Source organism: Streptomyces tamarix, assembly GCF_032423885.1.
Classification (GTDB): Bacteria; Actinomycetota; Actinomycetes; order Streptomycetales; family Streptomycetaceae; genus Streptomyces; species Streptomyces tamarix.
Map to the genome: position 1 here is coordinate 25898 of NZ_JAWCTQ010000009.1, position 13377 is coordinate 39274.

At 70.3% G+C, this 13377-nt stretch carries 12 protein-coding genes and 3 pseudogenes; 8 read left to right on the plus strand and 7 right to left on the minus strand.

The window, feature by feature from the left end; all coding sequences use genetic code 11:
* Nucleotides 1–101: 101 nt before the first annotated feature.
* Entirely contained in the window at nucleotides 102–632 is a 531-nt protein-coding gene (locus tag RND61_RS32670; protein WP_391653177.1) for a hypothetical protein, read from the plus strand.
* Nucleotides 633–868 (plus strand): annotated as a pseudogene (locus RND61_RS09695) (IS5/IS1182 family transposase); the annotation flags it as partial.
* 105 nt (nucleotides 869–973) lie between these two features.
* On the opposite strand, the gene RND61_RS09700 reads toward RND61_RS09695, so the two are convergent.
* Nucleotides 974–1444 carry a hypothetical protein gene (locus RND61_RS09700; protein WP_315877569.1) on the minus strand — a complete coding sequence of 157 codons (471 nt, stop codon included), beginning with the start codon at nucleotides 1442–1444 and terminating at the stop codon, nucleotides 974–976.
* A gap of 575 nt (nucleotides 1445–2019) precedes the next feature.
* Nucleotides 2020–2142, minus strand: a complete 123-nt coding sequence (locus tag RND61_RS09705) for a hypothetical protein (RefSeq protein ID WP_315877432.1) — start codon at nucleotides 2140–2142, stop codon at nucleotides 2020–2022.
* Nucleotides 2143–2745: 603 nt separating this feature from the next.
* Here RND61_RS09705 and RND61_RS09710 point away from each other — a divergent pair.
* From RND61_RS09710 to RND61_RS09720, 3 genes and pseudogenes are all read left to right on the plus strand, one after another.
* Nucleotides 2746–3533, plus strand: a pseudogene (locus RND61_RS09710) (alpha/beta fold hydrolase).
* Nucleotides 3533–4804, plus strand: coding sequence for a PP2C family protein-serine/threonine phosphatase (locus RND61_RS09715; protein WP_315877433.1), 1272 nt, complete (start codon nucleotides 3533–3535; stop codon nucleotides 4802–4804). Before RND61_RS09710 ends, RND61_RS09715 begins: the two are co-directional and overlap by 1 nt.
* Nucleotides 4801–5160 (plus strand): STAS domain-containing protein, encoded by a 360-nt coding sequence (locus tag RND61_RS09720; RefSeq protein WP_315877434.1) that lies wholly within the window; start codon nucleotides 4801–4803, stop codon nucleotides 5158–5160. Before RND61_RS09715 ends, RND61_RS09720 begins: the two co-directional genes overlap by 4 nt.
* A 773-nt stretch (nucleotides 5161–5933) precedes the next feature.
* Here the strand turns inward: RND61_RS09720 and RND61_RS09725 are convergent.
* The gene (locus RND61_RS09725; protein ID WP_315877435.1) at nucleotides 5934–7127 is read right to left on the minus strand and encodes a cytochrome P450; all 1194 of its coding nucleotides are present in this window, start codon (nucleotides 7125–7127) and stop codon (nucleotides 5934–5936) included.
* Between the two features lie 516 nt (nucleotides 7128–7643).
* Nucleotides 7644–8399 (minus strand): hypothetical protein, encoded by a 756-nt coding sequence (locus RND61_RS09730; RefSeq protein ID WP_315877436.1) that lies wholly within the window; start codon nucleotides 8397–8399, stop codon nucleotides 7644–7646.
* Nucleotides 8400–9013: 614 nt separating this feature from the next.
* Here RND61_RS09730 and fabG point away from each other — a divergent pair.
* Nucleotides 9014–9808, plus strand: a complete 795-nt coding sequence (fabG, locus tag RND61_RS09735; RefSeq protein ID WP_315877437.1) for a 3-oxoacyl-ACP reductase FabG — start codon at nucleotides 9014–9016, stop codon at nucleotides 9806–9808.
* 344 nt (nucleotides 9809–10152) lie between these two features.
* Here the strand turns inward: fabG and RND61_RS09740 are convergent, their stop codons facing one another.
* The gene (locus tag RND61_RS09740) at nucleotides 10153–10398 is read right to left on the minus strand and encodes a hypothetical protein (RefSeq protein ID WP_315877438.1); all 246 of its coding nucleotides are present in this window, start codon (nucleotides 10396–10398) and stop codon (nucleotides 10153–10155) included.
* A 565-nt stretch (nucleotides 10399–10963) separates the two neighbouring features.
* A complete protein-coding gene (locus RND61_RS09745; RefSeq protein ID WP_315877439.1) occupies nucleotides 10964–11506 on the minus strand; it encodes a class I SAM-dependent DNA methyltransferase in 543 nt (180 codons plus the stop codon).
* A 527-nt stretch (nucleotides 11507–12033) separates the two neighbouring features.
* Between RND61_RS09745 and RND61_RS09750 the strand changes: the two genes are divergently transcribed.
* Both RND61_RS09750 and RND61_RS09755 read left to right on the plus strand, forming a co-directional pair.
* The gene (locus RND61_RS09750; RefSeq protein ID WP_315877440.1) at nucleotides 12034–12198 is read left to right on the plus strand and encodes a hypothetical protein; all 165 of its coding nucleotides are present in this window, start codon (nucleotides 12034–12036) and stop codon (nucleotides 12196–12198) included.
* 43 nt (nucleotides 12199–12241) lie between these two features.
* Nucleotides 12242–12391, plus strand: a complete 150-nt coding sequence (locus tag RND61_RS09755; RefSeq protein ID WP_315877441.1) for a hypothetical protein — start codon at nucleotides 12242–12244, stop codon at nucleotides 12389–12391.
* Between the two features lie 30 nt (nucleotides 12392–12421).
* On the opposite strand, the pseudogene RND61_RS09760 reads toward RND61_RS09755, so the two are convergent.
* A pseudogene (locus RND61_RS09760) lies at nucleotides 12422–13358 on the minus strand (helix-turn-helix domain-containing protein).
* Nucleotides 13359–13377 lie beyond the last annotated feature (19 nt).

A 13377-nucleotide genomic window follows, 5' to 3' on the forward strand; every position in this document is an offset into this window, starting at 1 on the left:
CGATCAGCTGGGCGAGGCTCTCGGGATCACGTTGAAACGTTTCCCCGCGCCGCTGACGTCGGTGAGCGCGGCGTCGGGCCCTCACCAGGGCCGCCCACTACGTGGAGCCGGTCTGGCGGGAACAGGGCAGCAAGGACGACGAGGCCAAGCTCGCCCAGTTCCACGCGGACGGGCCGGAGCCGGCGCGGCCGGTCGGTGAGTTCGGCGCGCTGCTGCTGGCCGACCACCTCACCGCCGCGCCCGACGAGCACTCCGACTGCGAGTCCGCGCACGCCCTCCGGCAATCGGTGACGGTGACCAGCCGCTACCTCAAGCGCTGGTGCCTGGCGGGCGGCGGCGAGGCGGACCTCGCCAGCATCCGCTCACACGTGGCCTCCCTGGTCGCCAAGGCAAAGGAGCAGGCCACCAGGGCGGCCACCGCGGCGCGGACCGCCGCGACGGCGCAGCAGGAGGCGTGGGCCGTCGCCGACACCACCCACGTGCCTCGTGGCCGTGGCCTGATGTACGCCCAGCACGTGGTGCCGACCGCCGCGAGGGCGTCGATGATGCCGTGCTCCCGGGCGGCCCGGACGTCGTGGACGGCACGGGCAGAGCCGGCGACGCCCCGCACCAAGGCCGACATCACGTGCTAGGCCGGCAAGGGCTACCGGGGCAGCGACGGCACGGTCCTCACCCCGTGCCGAGACGTTGGGGGACCCTGTCCACCGGTCAGCAGGCCGTGAACCGGTCCCACGCGAAGATCCGCGCCCTCGTGCAGGCCATGGCCACCCTCACGTCCTGGCGGCCCCTTCGCAAACACCGGTGCTCGCCCACCCGAATCACCTGCCCCACCCAAACCGTCCTCACCTTGTATTTGGCCAGCTCAAACCGATGTCGGAAAAGCCTCACCACCTCAACTCAAGAGGTTTGCCTTGGGAGCGCTGGTGGCAGCAAGGCAAATGCGCCCGAGCCTCAAGGTCGCCGACAGAGTCGCTCACCGGGCGGCGCGGTGAGGATTGCCCTGGCTGTCGCAGGGCAGGCGGTTCTCGCCGTAGGCAGCGGTGAAGTTCTCGGTCAAGTCATCTTCGACCGCTGTCATGACACCGGAGCTGATCCGGATCACGCCGCTGAAGGGACGTTCTACGTCACGGATGACGAGCAGGACGCTGGTAAGCAGGGCGGTCGTCACGATCAGGGTGGCAGTGACAGTCCCGCCGGCCACGTCGTACATGTGGCCCAGAGCTTTGGCTTCCTTGCGTACTGCTTCCTCGGCCCGGCCGTTGGAATTCGATGCCGCCACCAGGACGAAGGCGAGTACGAAGACGGTCAGAGCCTGCAAGGGCAGGACGAAGTCCCGTACAGTCAGGGTCGGCGTTTTCAGGGACTCCAGTTGGCGTCGCAAGAGGCGGCGACCGAATACTCCGGACAATACAGCACCGACGGCCACGACGATCGTGACGATCACAGTTTCCCTCTTCAAGAGCGGCCTTCGACAGCCCGCCGGAAAGGACTCGGCAAGGCGAACCTGCGGCGCTGCAAACAATGGTTTCGAAGGCCCGCCACCTCGGCACGGCAGAGGCGGCCATTCGGGGGGCATACGCATAGCCCGTTGCTGGTCCGCGCGGTTATCGCCCTGCGAAGCGCCCGGCGCACGAAAGTCGCTATACGGCAACCTGAGCGGTTTACAAGGGGCGCCCCACCCGAGGAGACCCGAGCGGGGCTGCTTGGGTGGTCACTCCACGAAGCCGGTACGGAAGGCGGCCGGGGTGGCAGGGTCGACGCGGCAGGCGGCTCAGCGTGGCCCGGCAGGCCTGCAGCCGAGGGATGGGCGGCGCCGAGGGATGGGCGGCGCCGAGCGGGTAGGGACGGCCGAAACGGCGCAGCGTTGAGCCGCGACGGTTGGCTCAGCCGGGAAAGTTAGCCGAGTCCGCTGATGCAGGCGTTCGCCGAGCCGATGTCCGTCTGAAAGGCCAGCGGGTGTCCGATCCCGGTGCGGCGGAGTTCGGCGGCCGTCGGGGTGACCGCCGCGGCGTGGTCGTCTCAGCCGGTGCCAAGCAGCTCACCGGCGACCGGGTCGTACTCCTCCTTGCGCAGCGCCGAGACCCGTATGCCCTTTGGCTGCAGCAGCTTCTTCGTCTCACGCTGCCCTCGGGTGGTGAGCACCCACACCTGCCGCTGGTCGTCCGGACGGTCCCGATCCTGGCGAGGTGGTCCTGGAGATCCAGAGGTTGTCCCGCGGGAGCTTGTCGTGCCGGTCGTTCGGGCGGGTCGGCTTCCACAACTGATCGGGCGTCGCCCTCTGAAAAGTCCCCAGCGCTCGCAGCGATCCCCTCCACCGAGGCTCCGACGATTTCTTCCTGCGAACAGGACACTTTCGGACATGTGCTGATGGACCTGCGCCGGCCCCCGAACGCCTGGCCTGACCTGTGAAAACGCCTGATTCCTGGCGATGGGGCGCGGAAAGGGTGATGGAGGGGGCTGCGGAGGGGGTTTGTTCCGGCTCGTCGGCGGTGCTCACCACGAGGTGCTCCTGGAGGTGGGGTGGGCTGATCCCACCGCGCACCTTCTGCGGGTTGGGCTTTCGGCCCGCGTGTGACGGCGACCCTGGAAAAGCTGCCGGCCGTGCCCTCATCGTGTTCGACAAAGGTGACCTCTCGCAGCGGAGACTGAGCGATCTCACCGAAGGTTGGTCGGGATGTTGTCCCTCAAAAGTTGAGCAAGACGGCCAAAGCCGGGTCGTGGGATCTGTCTGCGAAGATGGGCCACATGGATGCGCGAAGCATGAACCATGTGACGGTGGCCGGACGGCCCGGCGGACCGATGGTGATGCTGGCACACGGGTCCGGGTGGGATCAGAACATGTGGCGGCCGGTGGCGCCGGCACTGGAACGCGACCTCACCGTGGTCCTCTCCGATCACGTGGGCTCGGGAAACCCCGATCTGTCGGCGTGGAGCCGGGACCGCTATTCGATGCTGGGCGGGTAAGCTGTCGATATGCTTGAGCTGTGCCGGGAGCCGGCGCTGGGCCCGTCACGTTCGTGGGGCATTTGGTGGGCGCCACAATGAGTGAACCGGCCGCCGTGCGGGAGCCCGAGGCATTCGCCGGGCTGATACTGCTCACCCCTCCGTCGTATTTCACCCACGATCTGGAGGTCGGTTACCAGGGCAGGTCCAGTGTCACGGACATCGAGGAGCTGCTGGGGTCGCTGGAGGCGAATTATCTGGGCTGGTCGGGTGCGATGGCCCCGGTCAACATGGGAAACCCACAGCAGCCAGAGCTGGGTGAGGAGCTGACCAACAGCTTCTGTTGCACCGATCCGGAGATTGCCCGGGTGACATTTCTGTCCGACAACCACACCGACCTCGCCAACGTGGCGATGCCCACGCTGGTCGCCCAGTGCCCCAGCGATGCGATCACCCCGCCGGAGGTGGGTGCGTTCATCCATGCGCAGGTCCCGGGGAGCCGGCTGGTCACGCTGGATGCCACGGGACACCGTCCTCAGCTCGCCGCCCCCGAGGAGACCGCCGCCACCTTCGCAGGAATCCTCCAGTGATGTGCAAGACCAACGGCGAAGAGGACGGCGGCCCGAAGGGAGACGAGAGGCCGGCGGAGGAGCAGGGGCAGTTCTCCGCGCTACTGGAGGACAGCGCCGAGGACCTGTACGAGCACGCGCCCTGCGGCTACCTGTCCACCCAGCTGGACGGCCGGATCGTGAAGATCAACGCCACCCTGCTGAACTGGCTCGGCTACCGGCGCGACGACCTGGTCGGCCGCAAGCACTTCTCCGACCTGCTCACGGTCGGCGGCCAGCTCTACCACGAGACCCACTTCGCCCCGCTGCTGCGGATGCAGGGCGAGATCAGCGGCATCGCCCTGGAACTGAAGGCCGCCGACGGCACCCGACTGCCCGTCCTGGTCACCTCGACGGTGAAATCCGGCGGTGACGGGCAGCCACTGCTCATCCGCACCACCGTCTTCGACGCCCGCGACCGCCGCGCCTACGAAACCGAGCTGCTGCGCGCCCGCCAGGAAGCCGACCGGGAACGCGACCGCCTCCAGATCCTGGCCACCACCCTGCAGAAGACCCTCCTGCCGCCCGCGCTGCCGGACGTCCCCGGCCTAGAGGTAGCCGCGTACTACCACATCGCTTCCGTCGACGAGGTCGGCGGCGACTTCTACGACCTCTTCCCCCTGACAGCCGGCAGCTGGGGCCTCTTCCTGGGTGACGTGTGCGGCAAGGGCGCTCCCGCCGCAGCCATCACCTCACTGGCCCGCTACACCCTGCGCGCCGCCGCCGTCTACGACCCCGACCCCGCCGCCGTCCTCGGCAACCTCAACACGGTCCTGAACCACGAGTACAGCGGCACCGACCCCCGCTTCTGCACCGTCATCTTCGGCCTGCTCACCCCCGACCCCGACCGGGGCGGCTTCCACATCACCCTGGCCAGCGGCGGACACCCACCAGCCCTACTGATGCGCGCCGACGACACCGCCGACTTTCTTCCCACCCCCGGCGGACAGCTCATCGGCGTCCTGCCCGACGCCCACATCGCCACCACCACCGTCCACCTCGCCCCAGGTGACACCCTGCTCCTGCACACCGACGGCCTCACCGAAGCTCACACCAACGCCACCGCAGGCGGCGGAGAACGCTACGGCGACGACGCCCTCCTCGACTTCGGCCGCACCCTCGCCCCCACCACCGCATCAGACACCATCAGCGCGGTCCGCGACCTGCTCGACACCTTCGGCACCGGCGTGGACGACGACACCGCTGTCCTCGCCATCCACGTGCCCCGACCCTCCAGCGAAGAGCATCAGTGACCAAGCACCTGACCCTCCAGACCCACACCACCCCCAGAGGAGCGGTCATCGAACTAATGGGGGAATTGGACCACCGCACCGCGCCGGAGGTCCGCGCCGCGCTACCCGGCGTCGACCTGCGCCCAGGCCAGCAGCTCGTTCTCGACCTTGGCGGCCTCACCTTCTGCGACTCCAGCGGCATCACCGTACTGATCGCCGCCCGCAACCACGCCCTGGCAGCCGGCGCGTTCATCGCCCTGACCGCGGTACCCGACCGCGTCGGCCGGATCTTCCGCATCGTCGGCCTGGAGCAGGTCTTCCCCACCCATCCCACCGCCCAGGACGCCGAAGCCGCCTGGCGCCCCGTGGCCGGCTGACCCGGTGAAGGCCGGCACGCGGTAGCACCCGAAGGGCTGCGGCACCGCCCGTCGACACTCGCCCCGGCAACGACTTCCCATGCCACACCCCGCTCGCGGTCGCCGACCCGGATGAGAGGTACTCAGGCTTCGCTGCCGTCACACCTGAGCAGGACGAACCGCGTCGGCGGGGCCGAGGGAAAGGGCTGCCCCTCCCCCGCCGTTATGGCTGAGTGTGCCGGTCGTCGTGGGGCCGGGCGGCGGTGCGGCGGCGGTGGTACGCCTTCTGTCGGCACGGCGCCCCCAGTTACACGTGTCCGCGAGCCCCGTCGTGACCGGTCGACCGCAAGGCCCCGCAGCGTCATCCCGACCCCCGCATCGCCGTTACCGGTACGCGTGAGGAACATCCGGCAGACCCGCGAGCACGTCACCCCTTGCAGCAGCTTCTCCGCGCCCCGGACCACCAGCAGTCCGCAGGCGACGCACGGCTCCGGCGGCAGGGAGCGCCGCGACCGGCCAGCCCGGACCACCACACCGTACGGGTCCGCCGGGCCGACGCCGGGACGCCGAACGGGAGACGGCCCGAGGGCGGACGGCGAGGGCGTCGGCCACCGGACGCTCAGAACGTGCTGACCTGCGGAGAGGGACTGCCCGCCAGTAGTGCCGTCAGCTGTGCGCCCGAACAATTCGCGCTCACAGACGGGACAGGTCTTCGTCACCTTCCTGACGCGCTGCACATCCGTCTTGGCGTGTCGGACGGTTCGTCCTCCATGAGCCCCCAGTCGTCGGCGCCTCTAATCTCGGCGGAAACGCGCCTCTGTGTCGAACACGAGCCGAGAGGGGCGATCGGGTGCCGGGGCGGAGGTGAGGCGGGTCCAGCCGGCAGGTGGGGCCAGGAGCGTGCGGACGTGGGGCTTGCGGGTACGCAACCGCACGTGTCCCCGGTAACCGTGAAGGATGAGGTGGCCGAGGTGTTCGAGGGCCTTGACGGCGAAGCCGTTCGCCGGGCACATGCCCTCGCCTTTGCCGAAGGGGAGGTAGGAGCGCCGCTGGTCGTCGGTCAGTCGCTCCCATCGCGAGGGACGGAAGTCCAGGGGCCTGTCCCACACGGCCTCCGACCGGTGGATCGCGTGCGTGCCGATCAGGACGTGCTCGCCCTCACGGACCCGGGAGCCGGCTACATCGTGGTCGGTGGCGGCCACCCTGATCAGGCGCCAGGCGGTCGGATACAGGCGCAGCGCCTCCCTGACCAGCCGATGGACCTGCTCCTGCCGCACCACCGGGGTATCGTAGCCGTGTTGGATGCCGAGCATCACCACCCATTCGAGGGTCACGCCGGTGAAGCCCACCGTGGACAAGACGAGGCGTTGCAGCAACTGCGCGCGATCGGCCGGGGACAGCTCTCCGGGCAGGCCCAGCACCAGGTCGACCAGGTCCTGCGCGCCGCTTTCCCGCGCCGGCAGCCGGTCGAGCTGTTCGGCGAGCCCGGCCCGGATGGCGGGTACCGTACGGTGCGAGCGCCTCAACACATGGCCGACGATGTCGTCGGCGACGACGCTCGACGTCACGTAGGCGTCGACGAGGGCGTTGATTTCGGTGTGACGCCGGTGCGCGATGACCGGGGCGAAGTACCGCCGGACCAGTTCGACGCCCCAACGGTGGTGCCGCAGGCGGCCGCGGCCGTCGCTCACCTCACCGAGGGCGGAGTCGAGGTCGAACGACGACGCGAGGTCGTGCCGGGCCAGGACCCCGAGCAGTTCGCGGGAGGCTTCCCTCCGTACCGCCTCGGGTAGGGACTGCGGCCCGAGGCGGAAGAACCCTGACTGGGACAGGTAGTCGTCGGCCGAGTCGACCAGGACGCCTCGGGCCGCGTCGGCGTCGGCCACGAAGAGGGTGCCGAAGCGGAGCCTGAACGGACCGTCGCGGTCCGCGGCCTGCTCCTCCCACCGCCGCAGATGCGGCCACAGACTCTTCCTGTCAAGGAACATGGGGCGTCCGCCCATCTGACGGAGGACGGGACACCCGGCGGTCCAGCCGCTCGTCCCATTCCTTTGCGGAGGGGATGTCAGGCGTTGTGCCCGTACCTGTCGCCGTACTGGTTGCGGCGCGCACGCGCCTCACCGCTGAGCGCCCGAAGACTCCTGATGATCCATGACATCGCGGCTGACCTCCTTGTCGGTCGGGGTTGCGCCCGGTCCGGCTGCCCAGGGTTAGTCCCGCTGTCCGTAACCGACGAAGTACCCGTGCCACCGTGCACGCATCTCACCGCTGAGCGCCCGAAGGCTGCTGGTCACCCACGACATCGTGGTCCTCCTTGTCGGTCGGTGCTCTTGGGCCGTGCCGCGTGGTACACCACCCCGGCGGCCCGCCACAGGGGCGCCCTAACGGTACTTCCACGGCAGAACCGGGTGAGCTGCCAGAACCAGCCAAAAGCGGAGGAACCTCAGGCCGTGGAATGCCGGCCCCGCTCGCGCACCGACGTCGGCCCCGGTGCGCGGGCAGGTCTACGGTCGATCATCGGTGCCGGTGCCGGACAGGGTCAGTGCCTTGTATTCGACGCTGCTGAAGCCGCGCAGCCCAGGCCATGTGCGGCGCAGGGTGTTCCTGCGGTGTTTCCAGGCCAGTCTCTCCAGAGAGTCTCGTCGACCGAACCAGCACGTGGCCAGCAGGAGTAGGTGAAGGCTCGCGGTGCCACCGAAGACGACCGCCGCGAACGTGGCTCCGCGGGCGGTCGCCGGGTACTTGTCGAGCACGGAATGCTGGCCTGGTTCGTCCAGGTCACCGACGATGAAACCCATCATCACCGGGCCCACGAGGTGGGCAATCACCAAGAGCACCGAGGAGACCAGCGTCCAGGCCAACTCCCACCCCTCCCGCCAGTTGACGCAGATCAGCTTGAGCGCGCGCCATGTCTCCCTGCTCGCGTAGGAGGAGAGCGCCAACAGGACCAGGACGAGGATCAGCAGTACGGGCTGTGGCAGCTGGACGTCGCGGAAGGGCAGCCCCGCGAACAGCACCGCCTCGATGGCCAGGCACGCCAGCAGGGGCAGGGGCCCCCGGACAGAGACGTGGCGGCAGGCGCATCGGTCACACAGGAACGCGGACTCCGTGCCGAGGACTTCATACCTGATCATCGTGTTCTGATAGGGGTTACCCATCATGTTCGTCATCGCCTTCGGCACGCCGATGCGGAACTCGTAACGGCGGCCGTATCGGTGTTCCCCGCATCGCGCGCATACAGGATGGTGCACGTGAGTCATGGAGGGACCCCTTCACTGCGGCGGCTTCACGGTGCGGCGGGGCGAGCGACGACCCGCGCCTGCGTCACCGCGGCGATCCGGCCCGCACACCGCACGCCACTTTGAGACTGCCGGGACCGTACCTGCCCTCGCCTCGCCCGATGGAGCGCTTCGATGCTCGCACAGCGAGGCTTGAAGTGCTGCCGAAACCCACAGACGTCACCCGACGACAAACCAGGTGTTCTCGGCGCGGAGCAGGGGAGCATCCGGCAGGCGATGGAGCGAAGGATCACCGGCTTGTCGCCGCCGGTACCGGCAGTGACCAGGACGTGCGGGGAATCGACGGAGACCTCCTTCTTTCCCGCGCCGAAGCCGATCAGTGGCGCGGACTCGGGCATCTTCGCCAGGTTCTCGCGCGCCGGGACGGCGCGGCTCTGAGCCGCCGGGGGCTCGGGCGGCGACGTGACGGTCACCTGTGCAGCGCTGGAACATCTCCTCCTCGTCGTCGGACCTGCGCTGCGTGTTCACGTGCTGGCCGGTCTTCGCCGCCCCATCCGGGTCTGTCGTTAGCGTGATCAGGACAGCGACCGGGTTTTCCCGGCAATGGAGGAACGGCAGGGAAGGGAGCAGACGGCATGACGTTCACGCGCTGGAAGGACCGGTCCGTCATCGTGACCGGAGGTACACGGGGGATCGGACTCGGTATCGCCGAACTCTTCGCCCGGCAGGGCGCCGCCGTGTTGCTCACGGGCCGGAGCGAGGAGAGGGCCCGCGAGGTGGCGGACGGTCTCGCCCAGGTCACCGGCGGGCGGGTCGCGGGCATGGGCGTGGATGTGCGACGGCCCGAAGACATCGAGGAGATGGCGGCCGAAGCCGAACGGCAGTACGGCGGGATCGATGTGCTGTGCGTCAACGCCGGGATCTTCCCGGAGCGTCCGCTGCGCGAGCTGACCGCCGAGGACGTGGACGAGGTCTTGGACGTCAACCTCCGGGGCTCCATCCTGTCAGTGCGGGCCTGTCTGCCCGCGATGGAACGGGCCGGACGCGGCCGGATCGTTCTGACCTCCTCGATCACCGGCCCGACAACCGGCTACGCAGGGTGGTCCCACTACGGAGCCAGCAAGGCAGGACAGTTGGGTTTCCTCCGCAGTGCGGCTCTGGAGCTGGCGCCATACGGCATCACGGTCAATGCCGTCCTGCCCGGAAACGTGTACACCGAAGGGCTGACCGGTCTCGGGCCGGACTACCTGCGCCGGATGACCGACTCCATCCCACTGGGGCGGCTCGGTGGGACCGCCGACGTCGCACACGCCGTGCTCTTCCTCGCCTCCGACGAAGCCTCCTTCGTCACCGGCCAGTCCCTCACCGTCGACGGCGGCCAAACCCTCCCCGAGTCCCTGGACGCCTTCGCTGTCCCCACCGGCCCCTGACCTCGGACAGAGAACCGCCCGGCCCTCGGACCCGCCTCATTTCGGCCAGGTACGCGCGACCCGACTCCTGCATACGTCCAAAACCGCACCCTCACTGCGGACACAGAGCCTCGTGAAGGGCAATCCCCCAATCGGTCGAAGCCGGATCCACGCCCATGACACAACCGCACGGCGCCGTGCGGGGCAGCCCAGGAGGGGACCGGTCAACGACAGCAGACGGTGACTCCGGGCGGACTCGCACCGTTACGGCGGAACGTGACGATCGTGGCTGGTGCGGGTGACGGCGCGGCCGGGGTGGGCATGACCGGACACCGGGCGCGGCGGCGGGGTGGCCGGCGGCCGGCTCAGTCGTCACGGCTACGGCCGGGCCAGCCGGTGACGGCACGGACGAGACCTGCGCAAAGATCCCGAAGCGGCAGGGCAGCGGACGGCACCGAAGCAGCCAGCCCGGCGACGCGGACGGCGCCAACTCGGGGCGGGGCGGCGACCGGACGCGGGCCCGACGGCGCGAGCAGCGACACGATGGCGGCCAGGCGGAACGCGGCGGCAAATCCGGGTGTGGCGGGGCCGCCGAACAGGTCGACGAGCACGGCCAAGCCGACGGTGTCGGGCGTCAAGCGCGACGGTGAGGCGGCCGGCGGGGCAGGTCGGCGACGCGGCCTGCGCTGCCATGGCCCGGGGGTACGGACCGTCTCCCGGCCAGGACGGCCCGATGACGGCCGGCGGTGCCCGGCCGGAACGAGGTGCAGAGCAGGCCCGCGCCAAAACGATCAGCGGCGCCGACCGTGACCAGAGCGGGTGCTGCTGGACCTGATGACGAGCGGAGACGCCCCCCCCGCGTCGTCACGGTCACGTCGACCGACCACCGTCAGGCGCACCTCTTCTTCGACGACCTGACCGCAGCGCGCGTGTGCGCCGATGCGTCGCCGGCAGCCGGCCGGGCCGTTGTCGGAGGAACTGGCCGGCGCGCCTTTCCCGCTCCCGTCTCTGACCTGAGCCCGGGACGGCGGGCATCCGCGCCCGGGCACCGTCCGCAGGATCGGCGTGTCGCAGGGGCCGTGCGCGGCCGCAATGGCGAAGCGGGACGGACGCCTCGGTGCCCATGCCGGTGCTTCCGCCCGGTGCCCCGGCTGTCGAACGCGGGCGCGGGGACGGTCAGGGCCTGCGGTGCACGGAAACGGCGTACGCGCCGCCGGTGTAGGGGTCGCGGGACCAGGTCGCGTACCTGGCTTCGAGGGTGAGGCCCGACGCGCGGCAGTGAGAGTCGTAGTCGTCCAGCGTGTATCCGCGGTCCAGGGAGAACCCGGCGACGAGGCGCCCGGCCGGCCGGACGTGGCCCGCCACCCCGGCCACCAGGGCCGGTTGCGTTCCCGGCGCGGTGAACAACGGGACGTTGCCCGCCATCACCACGACGTCGAACCACTGCCCGAGATCGAGCCCCACCAGGTCGCGCCGGTACCAGGGGATCTCCGGCGCCCGGCGCCGGGCGGTGGCGAGCATCGACTCGTCGATGTCGACGCCCACCACGGCAAGCCCGTGGCGGGCCAGTTCGATGGCCACCCGCCCGGTGCCGCAGCCCGCGTCCAGGACCGTGGCCGGCCCGAAGGAGCGGACCAGCGTGGCCTCGCCGTGGACGTCCTTCCCCTCGGCAGCGATGCGGTCGAACCGCTCCTGGTACTCCTCACCGTTCCACGTCATGCCCTCACCATGGCACACCCGGCGCCGGCCCCCGGCCCACGGGGCGTCGGACGTCTCCATCGCACGTCCAGCGAACGGACCACCCAGGAAACAGACGACCACAGCGATACCTCCCCCGGCGGTGCTCTCCCCCCTCACCCCTTGGCGGGGAGCCCGCCCGCCGAAGGACAGCATCGGAATGCCGACGTTCCCCGTCCCGGTCCCGCCGCCAGGCTGACAGCGACACGGACGCGGCGGCCCCGGGCCGAAGCGGCCACGGGAACACCCGGCGACAAACGGACCAACCGGGGCAGCAAGCAGTGCAGTCGGGGCAACGAGACGGCGCGGACGGCGGGTAGGTCGTTGCGGCTGAACGTGCCGATCCTCGTCCGACCGGAGCGGCGGCGCGGCACCGACCGGTCCGGAGCCCGATATCCGCCGCCCCGCGCACAGCGGCGGTGCCGGACACGGTAGGGCCGGCTCGGCCTCGGCGGTCCGCTCGGCGGCGCTGCGGACCCACGAGCCGCGAACGGGCGTCTCGAGAAGGAGTGTCGGACCCGGAGGCCACCTACCCCCGCATCCTCGGCATCGAAGGCGTCGGCGTGGTCGACCGGGCCGACGAGGGCAGCGGGCTGCGCCCGGGCCGGCAAGTGGTGACCATGACGGGCGCGGCGTGGGCCGCTCGTTGGACGGCGCCTACGCCCCGTACGTGACCGTCCCCGCGGCGCGGGCCACCCCGTTCGGGACCAGCCTGCCGTGGGACGTCGTCGGCGCGCTGCCGAAGACGTCCAGATCGCGTACGGCTCCCTCGCCACCGGCCTCGGCCTGGAACAGGTCCGTGACGCCCAAGCCGACGTCGAGTCCGGCGCCACACCGGGCAAGCACGTCGTCGTCCTGAACGACTGAGAGCCGGGGACTCAGGGCACCGCACTCCGCTCACGGACCGGTCGTGTCCTCCCCGGCGGCGAAGGCGGCCGGTGGTGCCGGTGCGGTCGCGGAAGAAGCGACCGAAGTTCGCGGGATCGGTGAAGCCGAGGTGGGCGGCCACGACCCGGGTGTCCCACCGGGCGTGTCCCAGCAGGCGCCGGGCTTCGAGGCGGCGCCGCTCGTCGATGAGCTCACGCGCCCCTTTACCCGTGGCGTCCCGGGCGGCGCGGTTCAGGATGCGCACCGAGCAGCCGAGCAGCTCGGCGTAGTCCGCAGCCCGGTGCAGTTCGCGGAAAAGTGCAGCTCCAGGGCGTCCACGAACCGCTTGTGGGTGTCACCACGGCCCGTGTCGGCCGTCGTGCCGGTGAGGGCGGTTCCGGGGGCGTCGGCGAGGCGCAGCAGCAGCGATTCGAGCAGGCTGCGACGCAGTGCGTGGTGGAATGTCGAGGGGGCGGCGCCCGAGGGCCCGGTGCTCCTCCAGGAGCTGCGGTGCCGTCTGGTGGAGCCAGGTGGAGTCGTCGGGGGGCGGGCTCAGCACGGCAGGGGCCCCGTGCACGGTGAGCGGGGCCAGCAGGCGGGCGGTGCCGGGTGTCAGCACGTCCGGCTCGAACAGGACGAACGGCCCGCGGGCGGCGCCGGGCGGATGCCAGCACTGTGCGTGTCCGGGGCGCACCCACAGCCACTGGCCGGGGACGACGGTCCGCGTGACGTGGTCGACGTCGTGCCGCAGTACGCCCTCGGTGACCACGATGAGGTAGTGGAAGGTGGCCCGGCCCGGCCGGGGCGGGTTCCACGGCCAGTCGTCGTGCCCGGTGAAGAAGCCCTCGACGGTGCTCACCTCCAGCCCGCAGGGAGTGCCGACCGGGGGCTGGAAACCACCGTACGAGGGGACCGCGGCCGGTCCGGCCCGGCCATTCGGGGCTGGATGTCGCTCGTCGACCATCAGGTGTCCGCAGCCTACCGCT

Bases quoted from the DNA above. Each gene is read 5' to 3' on its own strand.
- RND61_RS09730 (WP_315877436.1), bottom strand. From the start codon at position 8,399: ATGACTCACGTGCACCATCCTGTATGCGCGCGATGCGGGGAACACCGA.
- RND61_RS09715 (WP_315877433.1), top strand. From the start codon at position 3,533: ATGTGCAAGACCAACGGCGAAGAGGACGGCGGCCCGAAGGGAGACGAG.
- RND61_RS09725 (WP_315877435.1), bottom strand. From the start codon at position 7,127: ATGTTCCTTGACAGGAAGAGTCTGTGGCCGCATCTGCGGCGGTGGGAG.
- fabG (WP_315877437.1), top strand. From the start codon at position 9,014: ATGACGTTCACGCGCTGGAAGGACCGGTCCGTCATCGTGACCGGAGGT.
- RND61_RS09745 (WP_315877439.1), bottom strand. From the start codon at position 11,506: ATGACGTGGAACGGTGAGGAGTACCAGGAGCGGTTCGACCGCATCGCT.